Origin of the sequence: Pirellulimonas nuda (assembly GCF_007750855.1) — a bacterium.
Lineage (GTDB): Bacteria > Planctomycetota > Planctomycetia > Pirellulales > Lacipirellulaceae > Pirellulimonas > Pirellulimonas nuda.
In genome coordinates, this window is the sequence record NZ_CP036291.1 from 5,063,606 (window position 1) to 5,081,942 (window position 18,337).

General features: G+C 66.9%; 10 protein-coding genes and 1 tRNA gene. 7 read left to right on the forward strand and 4 right to left on the reverse strand.

From position 1 onward, the window contains the following. Positions 1-103: 103 nt before the first annotated feature. Positions 104-5,620, reverse strand: a complete 5,517-nt coding sequence (locus tag Pla175_RS19670) for a S8 family serine peptidase (protein ID WP_197527007.1) — start codon at positions 5,618-5,620, stop codon at positions 104-106. Between the two features lie 843 nt (positions 5,621-6,463). Between Pla175_RS19670 and Pla175_RS19675 the strand changes: the two genes are divergently transcribed. From Pla175_RS19675 to Pla175_RS19690, 4 genes are all read left to right on the forward strand, one after another. Continuing rightward, a complete protein-coding gene (locus Pla175_RS19675) occupies positions 6,464-7,705 on the forward strand; it encodes a hypothetical protein (protein ID WP_145289372.1) in 1,242 nt (413 codons plus the stop codon). Between the two features lie 309 nt (positions 7,706-8,014). Then, on the forward strand, positions 8,015-9,433 hold the full coding sequence (gene hflX / locus Pla175_RS19680; RefSeq protein ID WP_145289375.1) for a GTPase HflX: 1,419 nt from the start codon (positions 8,015-8,017) through the stop codon (positions 9,431-9,433). After that, entirely contained in the window at positions 9,430-10,218 is a 789-nt protein-coding gene (locus Pla175_RS19685) for an SDR family NAD(P)-dependent oxidoreductase (protein WP_197527008.1), read from the forward strand. The genes hflX and Pla175_RS19685 overlap by 4 nt, the downstream gene beginning before the upstream one ends. 17 nt (positions 10,219-10,235) lie before the next feature. After that, positions 10,236-10,913 (forward strand): RluA family pseudouridine synthase, encoded by a 678-nt coding sequence (locus Pla175_RS19690; protein WP_145289381.1) that lies wholly within the window; start codon positions 10,236-10,238, stop codon positions 10,911-10,913. Positions 10,914-11,395: 482 nt separating this feature from the next. Here Pla175_RS19690 and Pla175_RS19695 read toward each other — a convergent pair whose 3' ends face one another. Then, positions 11,396-11,794, reverse strand: a complete 399-nt coding sequence (locus Pla175_RS19695) for a (R)-mandelonitrile lyase (RefSeq protein ID WP_145289385.1) — start codon at positions 11,792-11,794, stop codon at positions 11,396-11,398. 105 nt (positions 11,795-11,899) lie between these two features. Then, entirely contained in the window at positions 11,900-12,514 is a 615-nt protein-coding gene (gene mobA, locus Pla175_RS19700) for a molybdenum cofactor guanylyltransferase (RefSeq protein WP_145289389.1), read from the reverse strand. Between the two features lie 178 nt (positions 12,515-12,692). Between mobA and Pla175_RS19705 the strand changes: the two genes are divergently transcribed. Next, the gene (locus Pla175_RS19705; RefSeq protein ID WP_145289392.1) at positions 12,693-13,091 is read left to right on the forward strand and encodes a DUF7009 family protein; all 399 of its coding nucleotides are present in this window, start codon (positions 12,693-12,695) and stop codon (positions 13,089-13,091) included. A 581-nt stretch (positions 13,092-13,672) separates the two neighbouring features. Next, positions 13,673-16,615, forward strand: a complete 2,943-nt coding sequence (locus Pla175_RS19710; protein ID WP_145289397.1) for a LamG domain-containing protein — start codon at positions 13,673-13,675, stop codon at positions 16,613-16,615. Positions 16,616-16,985: 370 nt separating this feature from the next. Here Pla175_RS19710 and Pla175_RS19715 read toward each other — a convergent pair. Next, positions 16,986-17,059, reverse strand: a tRNA-Val gene (locus Pla175_RS19715). Between the two features lie 137 nt (positions 17,060-17,196). On the opposite strand from Pla175_RS19715, the gene Pla175_RS19720 reads away from it, so the two are divergent. Further along, positions 17,197-18,144, forward strand: coding sequence for an aldose 1-epimerase (locus Pla175_RS19720; protein ID WP_145289400.1), 948 nt, complete (start codon positions 17,197-17,199; stop codon positions 18,142-18,144). The last annotated feature ends 193 nt before the right edge of the window (positions 18,145-18,337 follow it).

Genomic DNA, 18,337 nt, shown 5'->3' on the forward strand with positions numbered 1-18,337 from the left:
ACGCGAGCATACTTCCGAGACGCAATGCAAACGGGGCCGACGCATATGCGCCGGCCCCGTCTGAAGCATGAACCAGGATAGCCTTCTATGCTGACTGGGCGACTCAGGCCAACAGCAGTTCCTCGAACGCCAACGCCCACGCGTCTGTCGACGCCTCTTCGTCCGAGTCGTCCTCGAGTTGAGGCAGGTCGCTGTCAGAAGAATTGCCGTCGGCAGGGGCGGCGAGCAACTCGAGTGCGAGGTCCCGCTGGTCGTCGTCGGCGGGCGAAGCCGCGAGCTCCTGCAACGCCGTAGCTTGAGGCGCATCGTCCTCTTCGACCAAGAAGAACGCCGCGGCCGCACCGGTAGCTGGCGCCGCTAGCGAAGCCGCAGGCGCCGAAACGGTCCATCCGCCGTCCCCGAAGGAAGCGTAGTAGAGCAGCTCGGGATCGCCCAAGGGCTCGTCCTGCGTTGCGGCCACCGCCGGCACCTGCATGCCGTAGTGGTCTCGCCACACGGTGTAGTCGGCCAGGTCAACATACCCGTCGCCGTTGCCGTCCGCGCTCAGGTCGCCCTGCGTGCCGAACGAGGAACGCCACATTGCGAGGTCGCCCTGGTCGACCCAGCCGCTGCCGTCGTAATCGCCCATCGAAAGGGCGAGCGGCACGATCGGAATCGAGGTGTTGTAGAGATAGGTTTCTACCTCTCCGATAAACGCCCCTCCCGTCGGTCCTAGCTGTTCCGGGCCCCAGCGGAAAATGGCGCCCAGGGGCGTCGTACGCGCGGAGGCCGGGATTGCGACGTCGATCGTGATGTCGAACAGGTCGAGCGAAGAGGACGAGGGTGGGTCGAGGTTCACAATCACGTGCTCGCTCGCGTCGAACACGCGGTCGGCGTTGAAGTCGATCCAGACGTTCAGCACCGCGCCGTTGCCCTTGCCGGTAACGTGGAAGCGTTCAACCGTTCCGGGGGTGAGTCGGTCGTCGGCCCCAAGCAGCGTCACTCCGTCGTCGTCGTCTTCCAGCGGCGGCAGCTTGCCGTCGGTTTCGGCGGTCACGCCGGCGCCCAGGTAGTAGCCGGACACCACGACGTGCCAGGCGCCGTTCTCCGACAACAGCGTCGGGTAGCCAAGACCCAGGTCGCCGAAGTCGCGAGAGAACGCCAACGCGTCGGCCACGCCAAACTGCACGCCCGTTACCGGCGAGCCGGACTGCACATCGACCGTGAAAGCTCCGCCCTGGCTGGGCGCGGTCTGGATCAGCGAGGCGCCCAGCGCGACGCGGAGGTCGACGAGTCCCACCGGGAGGTTGGTGAACGTAAACTGGCCATTGGCGTCGGTAGTTGCCGAGGGCTCCGTCGCGGGATCGAACTGCTGATTGCTATCGACATCGACAAAGACCACCACGCCCGATTGCCCCACCTCTGAGCCGCCCCGCACTCCGTCGCCGTTGGCGTCATTGAACACGATCCCGGACGCGGTCCCCAATAACTCCGGCGCCCGGAACCCAAAGAGCGTGCCGCCGATCGAGCCGGCCCGCGGAACGTTCACCAGGCGAGACCCGTTGTTCGCGGGGTCGGTCTGCGCAAATGGAGCCAAGGGTTCGGCTCGGACAACCTGCTGTCCGGCCCCAACGCCCTGGATCGTGTAGCTGCCGTTTGCCGCAGAGATAGCAAATGGCTCTCCGGGATCAGCGACTCCGTTCGGGGCGCCAACTTCTACGAACACCTTGAAACCAGCGAGCCCTGGCTCGCCGTTATCGCGGAGGCCGTTGCCATTCAGGTCGTTGTAGACCACGCCAGACACGGTACCCACGACCGACGGGTCGGTCAGCGGGGGGGCAATCAGGAAGTCTTGCGGCAACGGATCGACGCCGTTCACGACCGGGATGGCGATGCTGCCGCCCACCGGGTTGGTAACGGTCCAGCCCGAGGGGAGCGAAGCGGGGTCCACCGCCAAGTTGAAGAAGCTGAAGCTGCCGCTCGGCAGCGGGACGTCGGTGATCGCGTAAGCGCCCGTGGCGTCGGACTCAGCAAAGGGCTCGGCGCCATCGCGGAAGCCGTTTCCATTCATATCGACGTAGATGCGGATCCCTTCAAGCGCCGTGTCCTGAGGGACATCGAGGACGCCGTTGGCCATGACGTCGCTGTAGACATTGCCCTCGAACGTCGCGGTGGGCGCCTCGGCCCGGACCAAGAAGTTGATTCCGCGGACGTGGTCCCGGTAGGTTTGACCGAGCCCGCCAAAGTCCACGAACGAGACCGGCGCCTCGGTAAGGGGGTCATACTGGATGTCGTAGTGGATCTTGGGGTCGAACACGGCAAAATCGCCGGCGAAGAGCGGAGGCGGCACAACCAGCGCGCCGGTGGAATCGACAAACTGGAACTCTTGGTGGAAGCTGCCAAAGGGATTCACCCCTTCGATCGGGAGCAGTTCCGTGTCCATCACCTCAACCAAACGGGTGCGGTTCCACACATTGAACCAGTCTTCGGAGATCACCCATTCGCTGCGGTACTTATCGAGGAAGTCAGCCGGCGTGGTGGGGGCTTGGCCGATCACCGCCCCCGCGGCGTCTAGCAGGTCGTCGCCCGGGTTCATGGCATTGGTCGCGGCGTCGCCGGCCAGCCGCACGACGTAGCGGTAGTCCACGATGTCTGCGTTGGCGAGGTTGCCTATGTCGGACGCGGTGCGTAGCAGGGGGACGTCGAAATAGTAGTTGCCGTCGTCGCCGGTGAGGAATCGATCGACGAGGATTTCGTCAGTATTCCCGTCCGTGCCAGTGACTTGCAGATAGACCTCCACGGAGACGTTTTCGAGGAAGTTCTCTGGCCTGACGCCGTTGTTAGCGCCTGGCTGCGATTCGCCGAAGCTTTGGTCGAGGAGGCGTTCGACCTCCCCTAGTCGGTCGTACCGCCCATCGGGCTTGATCAGACCGTCGTTTGAATCCGCGTATGTCTGAAGCCAGCGATCGTAGCTAAACAAGCCATCCTGGCGGGCTGGCGTGGCGGGGTTGAGGTCGTGATCGACGCGCTGGTCCTGGCCGACGAAGCCTTGGATGCGGAACGTGTCGCCGAGCGTGATCTTCGTGTCGCCGTCCTGGTCTTCGGTGACCGCCGCGTCGTACAGGCCGTACTGTTGGCCATTCACGGTGAAGGTGCGGTCCGCGAGGCTGCGGTCGCCGCCGTGCCAAGTCAGCTCCGAAGCGACAAGCGCCAAGTTGGTATCGCCGAAGTTCTCGATCTGCACCCGCCAGCCGCGAGTCGTTGGCGTATCGCTGAAGACTGTTACGCCGGTGCCCGGGAACAAGTCGTTGCCCGCCACAAAGCCGCGCTGCACATACGGCATGCCGGTTGCTGGATCGTAAGACAGCTTGTCGTCGGAGCGCTCGCCCCAATGCCGGTTCGACGAGAACGTGAAGACGAAGTTTCCACCGTCAGGATCGATGTCTAGATCGGGCTCCCCTCGGAGGTTAGCGCTTCCGAACTCGAACTGGGGCACATCGTTCGGATCGAACGACGTCCGCGCGTCGAAGTAGTGGTTCAACTCGCTATGAACGCCGTCCGGCGAGATGAGCGTGACGCGCAGGTTTTCGATGTTCTGGGCGCCCGCCCCGCCAATCTCTATCTGCAGCTCGACCCACTCTACCTGCTGTGTGTTCGGGGAAGGGACCGAAAACTCCGTGAACTGCGATCCGGTGCGGATCGGGTTGGGCGCGGGCGTGAACGGCCCGGTCGGCTGCCCCATGGGCGCACCGTCAGCATCAACGCCCTGCACCACCCGCTGATAGTACTCGTCGTAGAAGGCTTGGTTGTCTCCCGAGCCAGTCACGCCCGGAACGATCAAGTCGGGGAGTCCCCCCAAAGGGGCGGGAGCGTTCTCGCCCGCCACCACCGCGGCGTTCAAGGCGTTCGCGAACGGCGGAAGGTCGAACGTTGTGAATGTCTTTTCGTTTAGCTGCGTGCCGCGGCTTTGGTTCACGCTTCCCTGCAACCACTGCTCGGCAAGCTTGACGGCTAGTCCTGCGTCAATCACGCCGTGCCCGAAACCAATCTCGCTGTCGAGGACCCCGCGGCCCTGGGATACCGTGTAGCCAGCCCCGTTGGCGTAGAGGTCGGGATCGGCCTCGCCACCTCCCAGAAATCCCCCCCCCGGATTCATCAGCGGATGGAACAACACCCCGGCGCCATTGGCGAAGAGCCCTTCGGTCACGAGCCCGGGGGGAGGCGGGTCGGGGGTGTCTTCGTAGTAGTCGAAGAACAAGTCGCCGATCGCGTACGTAGTGGCCACAAACTCTGGCACATGAAACAGTTCGTTGCGGTTGGTGATCCACAGGTTCTTCAGCGGACCGATCGCTTCTCCGCCTTGGGACGGTCCATCAAACGCGGCGGTCTGCCGCGAGGAGCGGACCAGGATTTCTTGGATGTCGCGGTAGCTGAGGTTGGGTTCTGCTTCCAGCATCAGCGCGATCACGCCCCCTACGACCGAGGCGGAAGCCTCAGTGCCGCGGAAGCGAGACGTGTAGGCGAAGTCCAAGAAATTGTCGCCGTCGAACTCCAGACCGGTGAACGGGTCGGCGGGGAGGTTGTAGCCTTCCAGGTCGAACCGATTCGGATCGTCAATGCTGGCGACTAGGTCGGTCGTCCAGATGCCGCTACCGACCTCGGGCTCGCCGATGATGGGGAGCGGGCCGGACCCGGTCTGACCCGCGACCAGCACGCCGGCGCCCGCCTCGGGGTAGGACGTGAAGGTTCCATCGAAGTTATTGTAGAAACCGTCGTGATCAACGCCCGTCACGCCGATCGTGTAGCGCGAGTTTACGTAGCCGTCGTAGCCGCCGAAGTCCCAGACGCCGTTGATGCCGATGTCGCCGGCCGGGTTGGGGTTGGCGCCGTTGCCCGACTCAATCACGTGGATGGCGCCCAGGCCGTTGCGGCCATAGAGGACGGAGTCACGAAGTGCCTCAAGGACGTCGGTCGGCTGGTTCGAGCCGGGCACGTCGTTGGGGCCCGAGGTGAGGCGGTCGTTGTCGCCCCCCCGCCAGGTGTGGATGTAGATGTCGATCGGGGCGGCGCCGGTGGTTGGGTCGCCGACGATTCCGTAGCGGATGGCGTCGCGGATCACCTCGTCGCTCGGCGCCCCCTCGGGGTCGAACCCAAAGACGCGGATCGGCACCAGCGTTGAGTTGTACGCGATGCCGGCGATCCCCTCGCCGTTGTTCCCGACCGCTCCGGCAATGCCGGCGACCGCGGTGCCACGGCCCGCGTTCGTGTAGGGGAGCCCGGTGTTGGGGTCGAGCGCCACCGTGCCGGTTGCGGGATCGAAGAGCACGACGTTGCCGATCAGCGGATCGATATCGATCCCGACCAAGTCGCCGTTTGCGTCGATGCCGGCGCCCAGGAACTGGCTGATGTTGGCGGCGAGGTCGGGGTGGTTGAGCTGGATGCCATTGTCAACAATCGCGATCACCACGCCACGACCGGTGTATCCGCCCCCCAGCCATGCGGGCAGCACGTTAGCGTCCTCGCCGGGTGTGCCGAAGATGTCTTGCAGCGTCCGGTCGCCGATTTCTTGCCCCGTGTTGACGATGTGCCACTGGTAGTCGAGCAGGTACGGATCGTTCGGCAGCAACGAGGCGGCCGACATCACGTGGCGGTCTTCGAGGCGCTCGAACGAACGCGCGGCGCGGCCGCGCGGTTTCGCTCCGGCGCTTTGCGCGTGGGGTCGTGCGAAGCTGGTGAGGGCTCCGAAGAGACTCTGCGAGCGACTGGAGCGATGACGCTTCTTCGACATGGGAGTGCCTTAGTGACCGCCCGCTTTGAACGGGCGGCCAAGTTTGTTCCAAACGTGAGGGAGTCGTGGGTCCGACCCACGACGCGCCCCCGGGTGGGGCGGGAATAAAACAGTGGTTCGATGGGCAACGGGGCGGCGACGGATCGCGTGAACGCCACTCAACTGATCGTAATTGCAGGGAAAAAATCGGTCAAACAGTTTGGTCTGCAAGACTTGGGCCGTTTTTAACGCCCCCGTGTCACGCAAAATCTCTCTTCGTCTCGAAAAAATGACGCCCGGGGGGCGCCGCGGCTCTCGAACCAAACCCTGCCCTGGTTCAGCCGGACCGCGATTGCGGAGTTTTTTCGCCGATTTTTCGGCAAATACGTTGGCCGGACGAATCGCGGACGTAGTAACCGAGCCACGCCGCACTCGAAGGCGATCGGCCGAAAACTTTGACGCTTATGACGGAACGACTGATTCTGCCGATCGTATCGCTCCGATATTTCTAGCGAGCGACCGGCCGTTAGCGCCGGAACGTGCGGAGTGCGCGATGGCCCCTGCTGGGAGTTGGGGCCACCGGCGCCGGGATGGATCGATATTCTGGGGGGGATAGTCATGACGCTCTACCGCTGCGCGGCTGCATGCTGCGCGACGCTCGTACTCTGGACGGCCGACGCATCGGCTCAGGCGCCAACCCGCCGCGCTAGCCAAGCGATGCTGTTTCGCTCCGCGGACCAAAACCCCTGGGTCGACGCCCATGGCAACCCGGCCGTTGTGCCTGCCGGATACGGCGGCGTCGCGGACCCCTACTCGCAGGGTTACGGGGGCTGCCCCACCGGAGGGTGCCCCAACGGTGGGTGCTACGACGGCGGCGGCGGCTACTGCGACGGAAGCGGCTACGGCGGCGGTGGCGGGTGCGACGGCATGTCGAACGGCGCCCGCTTCCCTGCGACCGATCAGATGATGGACGCCTTCGGCGGCGGCATGAATCTGAACACCGAACAGTGCGGGCCCCACTACTTCGACTTCGCGGTGGAGTGGGTGCTGATGCAACGCACCTCGGTTGGCAACTCGTCGACCCCCATCTCCCAGGACAACCTTGGCGGACCTATCGTTCTCACCTCGGGAGACGGCAATCCGAACATGGAGTCGGGCTTCCGTCTGACCGGCCGGTACGACGTGGGCGCCCTGAGCTTTGTCGAGGTGGCCTACACCGGCCTGTTCGACATGGACGGCAGCGCCTCGGTCCGCGATGAAAACGGCACGGGCGACCTCTACACGCCATTCACCGCCTTCGGCACGAACCCAGCCGATTTGGACGCCAACCCCCAGTTCGACGGCACCGACCGTGCACTGGAACACCGCGTTTACTACGATGCGGAGCTGCAAACCGCCGAGATCAGCTACCGGCGCTACTGGGTGGGGTACAGCCCCCGGGTCACCGGCACGCTGCTGTGGGGCTTCCGCTTTACTAAGCTGAACGAACGGTACGGGTTCCAGTCTCAGGGGAGCCGGCCCGTCGCCCCCGCGACCCCGGCCTCGGCGGAGTTCCTGGTGGTCACGGACAACAATCTGGCCGGCGCCCAAGTTGGCGGTGACGGGTGGGTCACCATCCGGCAGGGCCTGCGTATCGGCGGCGAGGCCAAGGTTGGTCTCTACGGCAACCACTACACGATCGACTACGCCGCGTCGCAGAACAACTTCTTTGCGGGGATGACGCCCATCAACGACGACGTGGTCGCCTTCATCGGAGACTTCCGCGTGATGATGGTGGCCGACCTGTTCCCCAGCGTGAGCCTCAAGGCGAGCTACGACGTGCTGGTGATGAACTCCCTGGCGCTCGCCGCGGACAACTTCACGTTCCAGAACCAACTGCTGGCCGGCAGCACCGCGGTGTCGAACCAGGGCAGCGCCGTCTACAACGGCGCCAGCTTCGGCATCGAGTACATCTGGTAGCGGGCCGAAACGTACAATTCGGGGGAGGTTAACCGCCCACGCCGGTCCGCCGGCTGTGGGCGGTTTGCTTTTTTTCACCCTGCTCCTCGGACCGAGCGTCCTGCGGCCGCCGGCCGACGGGCGCCGCCCCGTCGCCGATCGGCCGAATCGCCGAGTCCATCGAGCCGCCTCGACGGGCGGGAGCCCGTCGGCTAGTCGGTACGGGGGTCGCGTCGTTCGGGCTTGTTTTGCGCTCGCCCGACTGGCCCGGTCGCCTATACTGGGAGCTGTCTCGTTTCGCCACCAGAACGGAGGATCCCGCCCCGCCTCATGGAACTTGATCGCAAACAATCGGTCGCCAGCGAGTCCGCCGTGTTGGTGGGCGTCCAGCTCTCGAGCGACCACGGCCACGCCGGCCAGCGTCACGCCGATCGCTCCTACAGCGATTACGACGAGGAGCACCCCCTCGAAGAACTCACCGGACTGGTCGAGTCTGCGGGCGCCAGCGTGGTGGGCCTGCTCACCCAGCGTCGGGACAAGCCAGACATCACCACCTACCTCGGCAGCGGCAAGCTCGAAGAGCTGCAAATGCTGGTCGAGGCGACCGAGGCCGATGTCGTGGTCTTCGACAACAACCTCTCCCCGGCGCAGGTCCGCAACCTGGAGCAAGCGCTCAAGGTCAAGGTGCTCGACCGCACCGAGCTGATCCTCGACATCTTCTCCACCCGCGCCCGGACGCACGAGGCGCGGCTCGCCGTGGAGCTGGCCCAGTTGGAGTACGCGCTGCCCCGCCTGAAGCGGATGTGGACGCACCTTTCGCGTCTGAAGATGGGGGTCGGCATGCGCGGCCCGGGCGAGAAGCAACTGGAAACCGACCGCCGGTTGGTGGAGAAGCGGATCGTCGACCTGCGCGGCGAGCTGGAGAAGATCCACCACCGCAAGCAACGCGAGGTCGAGGGCCGCAGCGACCGCATGACCGTCTCGCTGGTGGGGTACACCAACGCCGGCAAGAGCACGCTGCTGAACCGTCTGACCGACGCCGACGTGCTGGCCGCCGACAAGCTGTTCGCCACGCTCGACACCCGCACCCGCCGCTGGCGGCTCCCCGGCTGGGGGCCGGTGCTGCTGAGCGACACGGTGGGTTTCATCCGCAACCTGCCGCACAAACTGATCGCCAGCTTCCGCGCCACCCTCGAGGAGGCCCACCAAGCCGACCTGCTGCTGCACGTCGCCGACGCCAGCAGCCCCGCGGCGCTCGACCAGGTCCGCGCCGTCTTCGAGGTGCTCAAGGAGATCGGCATCGAAGAAAAAAACTGCCTGCTGGTGCTGAACAAGTCGGACCGCGTCGAGGACCCCAACCAGATCGCGATGCTGCAAGACCGCTACCCCGGCGCGGTGGCCATCAGCTCGAAGACCGGCGCCGGGCTCGATGCGCTTGCGATTGCCGTTAGCGACGCGCTGAGTGAGCATTTCGTTGATGCGGATATCTCCTTCCCCGTCTCCGACGGCAAAACGATGGACTACCTCAGCCGCTACGGCGAGGTCCTCAGCCGCACGTACGACGGCGAACGGGCGATCGTCCATTGCCGCATCCCACGGGCCTACCTCGGCCGGCTCTCGGGGGCCGAGGTCTGCGAGCGGGCCGATCGACCCGGCGCCCCGCGGCCGCAGCCAGACGCCGCCGCCGGGGGAGACCGGCCCTCGGACACCCAAGCGTTGGACGATCAAACCGTGGACGACGTCGCTTGAGTCGCCGCCGGACCATCGCGGGCAAACGCGCGCTTGTCACCGGCGCGTCGGGGGGCATCGGTCGGGCGATCGCTGTTGAGCTCGCCCAGCGGGGGGCGTGCTGCGTGCTGCTGGCCCGCCGCTGCGACCCGCTGCACGAGACCGCCGAGTTGGTGCGCGGCGCCGGCGCCAAGTGCGTCGAAGTCGTGGGCGACGTCACCCAGCCGGCCGACCGCCAGCGCGCCATCGACGCGGCAGCAGACGGCCTGGGCGGGCTCGACCTGCTGGTGAACAACGCCGGCGTAGGCGCCCACGGGCGCTGGCTCGACGCACCCGCAGATCGGCTCCGGCACCTAATGGAGGTCAACTTCTTCGCCGTCGCCCAACTCACGCGCGAGGCGATGCCGCTGCTGCAGCAAGGGCTCGACCCCGTCGTCGTCAACATCGGCTCGATCCTCGGCTGGCGCGGCGTGCCGCAGGACGCCGAGTACTGCTCCAGCAAGTTCGCCCTGCGAGGCTGGGGCGAGGCGATCCGCCCTGAGCTGGCCCTCCGCGGCGTGGCGCTGCTGGACGTTTCCCCGGCCAGCACCGAATCCGGCTTCCTTCAGAACCTGGTCGCCGGCCGGGGCGAGGCGCCTTGGGGCAAGCAGCGGGGGACCACCGCCGAGTTTGTCGCGCAGCAGGTCGTCCACGCGGTCGCCTGCCGCAAACACCACCTTGCCGCCGGCTGGCGGGCGAAAGCCTTCCTCGCGCTCAACCGCTATGCTCCTTGGCTGTTGGAACGGAAACTCTCGCAATACGGGTAGCTCCGCTAAAGGTCTTGATGCTCGAAATCCTCTACGATGACGGCCCCTGCCTGGTGCTGAACAAGCCGCCGGGCGTGCTGACGCAAGCGCCGCGGGGGATCGACAGCCTCGAAGTGCAGGTCCGCGAGTTCTACAAGCAGCGCGAAGCGATCGAGGGAGACATCTACCTGGGGATCGTCCACCGGTTGGACCGCCCCGTCTCTGGCGCCATCCTGTTCGCCCGCCACGTGCGGGCCGCTCAGCGGTTGGCCAAGCAGTTCGAGCAACGGACGGTCTCCAAGGTCTATTGGGCGCTCGTCGAGGGCCGGGTCGACAGCGACGAGGGGACGTGGACGGACTACCTGCACAAGCGCCACGGCATGGCACAATCGATCGTGGTGCCCGAGGGGGACCCCCGCGGGAAGCTCGCGGTGCTGCACTACCGCGTACGCGAGCGGCGTGAGGGCTGCACGTGGCTCGAGATCGAGCTCGAGACGGGGCGCACGCACCAGATCCGCGTGCAGTCCGCCGCGCGGGGCGTGCCGGTGTTGGGGGACGCCCAGTACGGGTCGCAAACCGCGTTCGGACCGGTGACCGACGAGCCGCGCGAGCGCGCCATCGCGTTGCACGCCCGCGAGCTCGGCTTCCGCCACCCAATGCGTGACGAGTCGGTGCGGCTCGAGGCGCCGCTCCCCGCGTACTGGCCGCCGGCGTAGTGAGGCGCGTGGTCGCGGGGCCGCCCCGCCGCCCTGGGTGGTCCGCAGCGTCGGCTGCCGCGGGAATTGCCCCGCCAGAGTTTTGTCCGTTCTGTCCCCCTCTGGCAGAATCGAAAATCGGACAAAACCCCACCCCCCCGGCGGCGAACCCCGCTTTTTGCTCGGCTTCTCGCGTGTCGCGCCGCGTGTTCATCTGATCCTGCTCCCCTGATGCGTGTTCCAGCGGACACCTAGCGGACAAAACCCCTCGCCCCCCCCGCGACAACAGCAAAACCCCTCGCTTGGCCAGAAAATGGGCGCGCAAGCCCACGACCTCCCAACCTCGCGGCGGGGGCAGCAGTCGATCGCCCGGTCCCGGGAGCGCCCAGTCCCGGGAGCGCATTGTCCGGCGTCGGGTGGCTATTTGCGAGCAAAATCCGCCCGCCATCTTGGGGCGCGTTTGCCGGGGGCGCAGGCGGGGCCGTCCGGCAGCCCCCGCGCGCCTACTCGGAGCGGTACTGCTGGTCGCTCACCTTCTCCAACCAGTCGGCGCGGCTGCCGCCGAGCGTCTCTTGGATCGCGGTGTGCGTCATTGCGGTGGTTGGGGTCGCCCCGTGCCAGTGCTTTTCTCCCGGCGGGATCCATACCACGTCGCCGGGCCCGATCTCTTCGACCGGCCCCCCTTCTCGCTGGACCCAGCCACCCCCCGCGGTCACCACCAACGTCTGCCCCAAGGGGTGCGTGTGCCACGCCGTGCGGGCGCCCGGCTCGAAGCTGACGCTAAGAACGACCACGCGTGCCGGCTCGGGCGCCTCGAGCAACGGCTCGATCTGGACCGTGCCCGTGAACCATGCTTCGGGGCCCTGTTTGGAGGGTCGAGACGCTGCTCGGGTGATTTCCATGGCGGTACTCCTGGGGGCAGTGGGCAGCGATCGCGAGCCGCGGCCGAGGGCAGCAAGCCGTGGCGAATGTACCACGCCGCGGCGCCCGGACCGCCTAGTTGGTTGCTAGGGGGACAGGCGGAGCCGCAGCTCTGCCGGCGTGTTGGCCTGGGGTGGGCCGTCCGCGGGTCCGGTCCACGGCTCGGCGTGCGCGCGCGATGCGGCCAGCGCCTGCTGCCACGACCGCACCCCCTCGGCGAGCAGCCGACGCAGCGTCTGGGTCCACCGCGTGTGCGCTACGCAGGGGAAGGGCTGCCACCGCCCGGCGGCCTGGTACGCAGCGGCTTCGAGCTCCGGCTCGGCCCAGTGGGCCGCGGCCAGGGGCGCCAGCCACTGGGGCTCGGGGCGAACCAGGTCGCACGAGGCGACCGCTACCAACCCTTCCCCATGCGACCGCCGCTGGTGGTCGAGCGCGGCGAGAACCCCGGTTAGCGGCCCCTCCCCCTCCGCTGCATCGGCGATGCAATGGGCCCCGGGGAGCGCATCGGGGTGCATGAGCCTGCCTACCAAGGTGTACTGCCCCGAGGGGGCCCCCGGGGTGCCCAGCCGCGAGGGGGCACCCGGGGAGGACAGCCGCGACGCGACGTGCTCCGCCCACGGCCGGCCATCGACCGGGAACGAGGCCTTGTCGACGCCGAAACGACTGCTGGCGCCCCCGACCAGGATGTACAGCGGCAACATGGGCGGCTACCTGTCGCGGTGAGAAACACTATGTTGGCGGAGTGGGCGCCGGCGGGGTCGCTAGGCGTCTGCCCGGCGCCAACCGGTCCGCTCCAGGACCCTCCGTTATCGAGGGCGTCTGGCCGACCGGCAAGCGGTGGATTGGCCAGTAGCCGATGCGTACACGAGGAACCCTCCGATGAAGCTGCGGATCAAGGACAACTCTCTCCGGGTCCGGCTCGACCGCAAAGACCTGGCGGAACTATTGGCCGGGGGCCAGATCGAGAGCCGGCTGGCGTTCGGCCCGACCCCGGCCCAGCAGTTCACCTACGCGGTCGAGCTGACGCAAGACACGGCCGGCGCTCCGCGGGCCGACTACCGCGACGGGAGGATCGTCGTGTCCATCGGCGACGCCGCTGCGCGGGCTTGGTCCGACGGAGACCAGGTGGGTTTTGAAGTCCAGCAGCCAACCGAAGCAGGCACGGTGCGGCTGCTGGTAGAGAAAGACTTCTCCTGCATCGAGCGCCCCGCCGACCAAGCCGAAGACGACGCCTGGGCGTTCCCAAACCCCGCGACCCATCACTCGCAGGCGCAATAGCAATCGGGTCCGGCAACGCGGACCACGAAAAAGCCGGCGACCAGAACCGATCGAGAGCGGGCCATACGGCGTGCCGGACGCCGGCCGGCGTGGGTGGTCTTCCGAGGGGGCGCCGGATTCTGATCGAAAAAAGTTGACTCCGCGAGCAATAGAGAATATACCAAACAGCAGTGGTGCCGGTCGGTGCGGTCTTGCGGGTTACGCCGGCTGGTTTGGGCTGCTCACGACTTTTCGTATCTGCTTTTCATCGCGTACCTATCCTCCACGGCGCAGGTCGGGGCCGCCACGGCGCTAGTCGGGTCGTGTGAGTCAGACCCTGCTTTGGGCCGCCGTTTTGCGGGGCGTTGCTACTTGCCTCAAGGACAGGCATGCCACACCGGGAGTTTCGCCGGGCCAACCTCGGCCGGCGGGCGAAGAAGCGTTCGCTTGCCTGCTGTGCGGGGGCAATAGAAGCGGCGGCTACAACCTCGGTTCGGAGGTTCCTTTTCGACTAACTGTTCACTCTACGCCAGGCATTCCCCAACGACCCTAGGTCGGACCACGGGCCGGGGAACAAGGCCGTCTTATCACGAGGGAAAAAAATGGGCTCGACCGCGACTCGCCACCCACTGTTGGTTCTGGGGGCAGCCTGTGCGCTGCTGATCTACTTTCAAGGCGCTGCGCAGGCGGTGCTGGTCCACCACTGGACGCTCGATGAAGACCCGGTCACTGGCACTGCCGTTGACATCGCCGGCGCCTCCAACGGCACGATCGGGTCCGCGGTTACCTCGGCGCCGGGAATCATCGGCGACGCGTTCCAGTTCACCGGCGGGAACCCGAACTCTGAGGTGTCGATCCCGGCGTTTTCTGCGGCCGGCCTTGAGCAGATAACCGTCGCTTTCTGGATGAATCCCACCGCCAACACCACAACGACGGGTTTCAAACGCGTCATTTCAGCGGCCGATGGTTTTGAGATCATTATCCAACAGAACACCGGCCAGCTTGGCAACAACCTCTATACAAACGGGAGTGCCTATCCGTTGACCCCCGACCCTGTGGTCGAGAACCAGTGGATCCACGTCGCCATGACCTCAAACCTGGACGGCTCCGGCGCCGGCCCGCAGCAGATCTACGTCAATGGTCAGCTCGTCGCCGACACGCCCCCGCTGGCCAAGGACGCCTTCGCCGGGGGCGAGCTTAAGTTTGGGCACCGGCCGGGCGTCGGCGACAACCAACGCTACACCGGCCTGCTGGACGACATCCGCATCTACAACGAAGTTCTCTCCGCACAAGACATTATGGACTTGGCGGCTGTCGGGCTGCCCGACCCGCTCACCCTGGTGGTGAACACCACGACCGGCGCCGTCTCGATCAAGAATGGCAATACCGTCGCGCTCAACCCCATCGGGCTGGGCTTCTACAAGATCGACAGCGCCGCCGGTGGGCTGAAGACCGACGACGCCAGTTGGAACAGCCTGGCCGACCAAGGGATCGACGCGGGGGGCTCTGCGCTGGGCGACTTCAACGGCGATAGCTCGGTAGACGCCGCCGACTACACCGTGTGGCGCGACAACCTCGGCCAGACCGAAGGGGACCTGCTGGGGGGCAACGGCAACGGCGGCACGGTCGACGCGACCGACTACGAACTCTGGAAGACGCACTTTGGCGAGTCTGGCGGCGGGGGCGGGCCCGGCAGCGGCTGGGACGAGTCCGGCGGCTCGAACGCCATGCAGCTAATCGAGCTGCGCCTCGCCGGGGCAAGCTCCATCGAAGCGGGCCAGAGCCTCTCGCTCGGCCAGGCCTACAACACGTCCATCGCCGACATGAACCTATCCTTCTCCTACTCAGGGGCTTCGGGCGCCATGATCAACGGATTGGTGGAATACGTCGCCGGCCCAGCAACCGCCGGCGTCGCGACCCCAGAACCCGGCTCGCTGGCTTTGCTGTTGCTGGCGGCGCCCCTGCTGGCGGTCCGCAGAAAGAAGCTGGCCGCGGCCCTGGCGTTCTGCTTGGCGCCGCTGCTACTGGCCGGCCAGGCCCAAGCCGTCGAAGTCCACCGCTACACGTTCAACGACGGCACAGCCAACGACTCGATCGGCGGCGCGACGTTCAACGGCGTCTTGGTAAATCCGCAAGGGATCAACCGCTTCGCCGCGGGCCAACTCAACCTGACCGGCAACAACGGCGCCTTCAACTCCGCGATCGCGGCCGGGCAGGACTATACCCTGTCCACCGCCCGCGGCGCCTACGTCGACCTGCCCAACAACATGATCCGCGACGCGGTAGTGTTGCCAGACGGGACCGCCGGCAACCAGGCCGGGGCCGTTTCGTTCGAGACTTGGTACACGGTAGACACGATCCGCACCAGCGCCCGTGTGTACCATTTCGGAAACCAGAACGGGGGCGCCGAAGATTCGGCCACCGTGGGCACCGGCGGAACCGGCACCTCCGACATAGGGCTCGAGCCCTCGGGCAACAACATGGACGTGCTGCGGGTGCAGTCGCGCTTCAACCAAACCGCGGCCGTCGCGACCATCCTCGACGCCCCGGCCCCCTCTCCCCCGGGCGTTCAGCAGCACGTGGTCGTCACGTACGACCATGACGATCTTTCGGCGGGCCCCAACGGCACGACGAAGGTCTATATCAACGGCGCCCTCGAGATGACCGGACTTATCCCGGGCGACCCCGCGACCGGCGGGCTCTTCCTCGACGCGTTCGAGTCGGCGGGCGACATCAACAACTGGTTGGGCCGCTCGATGTTCAACAACAACCCATTGCTCGACGCGGCGATCAACGAGTTCCGCGTCTACGATCACGCGATGACCTTGGCCCAAGTGCAGAGCAGCAACACGGCCGGCCCCACCCTGGCGGGAACACCCAAGGCGCCGACCCTGTTTGTCGACCGGGCGACCGGTGGGGTCACGCTTGTCAACGAAGAGGCCTCGGCGTTCGAGGTGACCAGCTACACCATCAGTTCGGCCGCCGGCAGCCTCAACCCGGCCGGATGGACGTCGATCCATGACTCGAGCGCGTCGTGGACCGAGCAGTCCAACACCAGACTGAAGCTGATGGAATCGGAAACCGGCGCCGGCACGGCCGGAAACCTGGCGCCGGGAGTACCGCTCAGCTTGGGCGCGGCCTACCAGAAGTCTCCCTTCCAGGACCTGACGTTCGATTACAAGCTGAGCGACGGCACGATGGGCGCCGGTTTCGTGAAGTACACCGGCGCCGGGATCGGCCGCAGCGACCTGAACGCGGACGGCAGCCTCACGATCGCGGACTGGGAGATCTTCCTGGCCAACAATTACACCAGCCTGACCGGGTTGTCCGCGACCGCGGCCTACCTCAAGGGAGACCTCGACTTCGACCTCGACAACGACTTCGACGACTACCGCCTGTTCCAGGCCGACTATGACGCGGCCAACGGCGTGGGCGCCTTCGCGGCGCTCGGCGCCAGCGTGCCCGAGCCGTCGTCGATCGTGCTGGCGGCGCTCGCACTGGGCCTCGTCGCGCGTCGCCAAGGGTGGCGCCGGGCGCAGGCTTAAGCACCACCGTCCGAGAAGATTGGCTGCCGTTGGACTTCTAGTCCGCCAAGCATTCGCCGCAACCACTCTCCACGAGGCGCTCCAGGCGGGCAGCGTGGGGAGTGGACGCGTGCGGATCCAGCGGCCGGCCAAGACCGGACTAGACCGTCGGCTGTTTGGCGCCCGACGTCTCGTTGATAGCAGAACCCGTCGGGCGCATGCCGGCGGGATTCAGACGCTCAACGCGCCTCATTCGCCCTCCGCGGGCGCCCTCCGCGGGCGGTCCAAGCCGATCGCCCCCCTCTCCCACGCACACGCCGGCGCCGCCGCAATCCGCCGCTTGGCAGCAAGCACGGTCGTGGGGCGGCGTTGCGCGCGGGGGAGTGAAGAGTGGGCGATGAGGGACTCGAACCCCCGACTTCCTCGGTGTAAACGAGGCGCTCTAACCAACTGAGCTAATCGCCCCGAGGTCTGGCGATGGTAGCCCGTCGCCGTTTACAGTGTCAATCGCTTGCGGCGGATTGTTCGGAACTTCCGACGCCGGGCCGGGGGGACCCTGCGATCGGCGCCCCGTGGTGGTTAACCCTGTCGGCGAGGCTTCAATGGACTTGATTACGATTTGCGACCCGGCCACCGGGGCCGAGGCGACCGTGGCGCCCGGGCGGGGGATGAACTGCTTTCGCTGGACCGTGCCGACCGGGCGGGGGCCTTGGGACGTGCTGTGGGCCGAGCCCGGGTTCGAGTCGGGGGCGGGGCGGCCGTCGGCCAGCGGCGTGCCGTTGTTGTTGCCGCACCCGGGGCGGATCGACGCCGCGCAGTTCGAGTTTGGCGGCAAGACCTACCAACTGGAGCCGAGCGACGCCCACGGCAACGCCATCCACGGGTTCGTCCACCGGCGTGCTTGGCGGGTGGTGGAGTCGCTCCCGGCGGAGGTGACCGGCGAGTTTCAACTTTCGCGCGACGCGCCGGAGGACCTGCCGCGGTGGCCGAGCGATTTCCGGGCCCGCGTGCGGATGCGTATCGCAGCGGGCAGGCTCACGACCGACATCCAGGTCGAAAACGCGGGGCAGGCGGACCTGCCGTTCGCGTTGGGGACGCACGCCTACTTTCGCGTGCCGCTGGAATCGGCCGGCTCGCGGGCCGACGTTGAGCTGTTTGCGCCGGCCGACCGCGAGTGGCTGCTGGATGGGCGGATGCTGCCGACCGGCGAGCTGCGCCCCTTGGACGCCGACTGCGATTTGCGCCAGGGCGTGGGGCTCGAGAGCCGTCCCTTTGACAACCCGTTCGCCGCGGCGCCGTTCACCGAGGGGGTGAGCGGCCTGCGTGACCGCCGGACGGGCCGCACGCTGAGCCAGCGTTGCGGCGAGGAGTTCACGTGCTACGTGGTGTACACGCCGGGGCACGGCGAGGCGGTTTGCATCGAGCCCTGCACGTCCGTGCCCGACCCCTACCGGCTCGAGAGCCAGGGGGTAGCGGTAGGGCTGCGGGTGCTAGCCCCGGGCGAATCCTTCGCCACAACGATCGAGCTGCAAGCCGACCCCGCCGACTAGCGGGGGTGTGTCCGCTGCGCGGACGGGGCTGGGGGCTCGCCGCTGCGCGGCTGTTCGCCTTCGGCGAACGGGGCTAGGGGACGCGCTGCCGCGAACGCCAACGGCAAAAGCCGCTGCAACGCGGCAGCGCGTCCCCCAGCCCCGGGCCGAAGGCCCAGTTCGCCGCGGCGAACGAGCCCCGAGCCCCGTCCGC

Coding starts and splice junctions, on each gene's coding strand:
- Pla175_RS19670 (WP_197527007.1), bottom strand. CDS start 5,620: ATGTCGGCCGCCTCGTTGCTGCCGAACGATCCGTACCTGCTCGACTAC.
- Pla175_RS19675 (WP_145289372.1), top strand. CDS start 6,464: ATGCTGTTTCGCTCCGCGGACCAAAACCCCTGGGTCGACGCCCATGGC.
- hflX (WP_145289375.1), top strand. CDS start 8,015: ATGGAACTTGATCGCAAACAATCGGTCGCCAGCGAGTCCGCCGTGTTG.
- Pla175_RS19690 (WP_145289381.1), top strand. CDS start 10,236: ATGCTCGAAATCCTCTACGATGACGGCCCCTGCCTGGTGCTGAACAAG.
- Pla175_RS19695 (WP_145289385.1), bottom strand. CDS start 11,794: ATGGAAATCACCCGAGCAGCGTCTCGACCCTCCAAACAGGGCCCCGAA.
- mobA (WP_145289389.1), bottom strand. CDS start 12,514: ATGTTGCCGCTGTACATCCTGGTCGGGGGCGCCAGCAGTCGTTTCGGC.
- Pla175_RS19705 (WP_145289392.1), top strand. CDS start 12,693: ATGAAGCTGCGGATCAAGGACAACTCTCTCCGGGTCCGGCTCGACCGC.
- Pla175_RS19710 (WP_145289397.1), top strand. CDS start 13,673: ATGGGCTCGACCGCGACTCGCCACCCACTGTTGGTTCTGGGGGCAGCC.
- Pla175_RS19720 (WP_145289400.1), top strand. CDS start 17,197: ATGGACTTGATTACGATTTGCGACCCGGCCACCGGGGCCGAGGCGACC.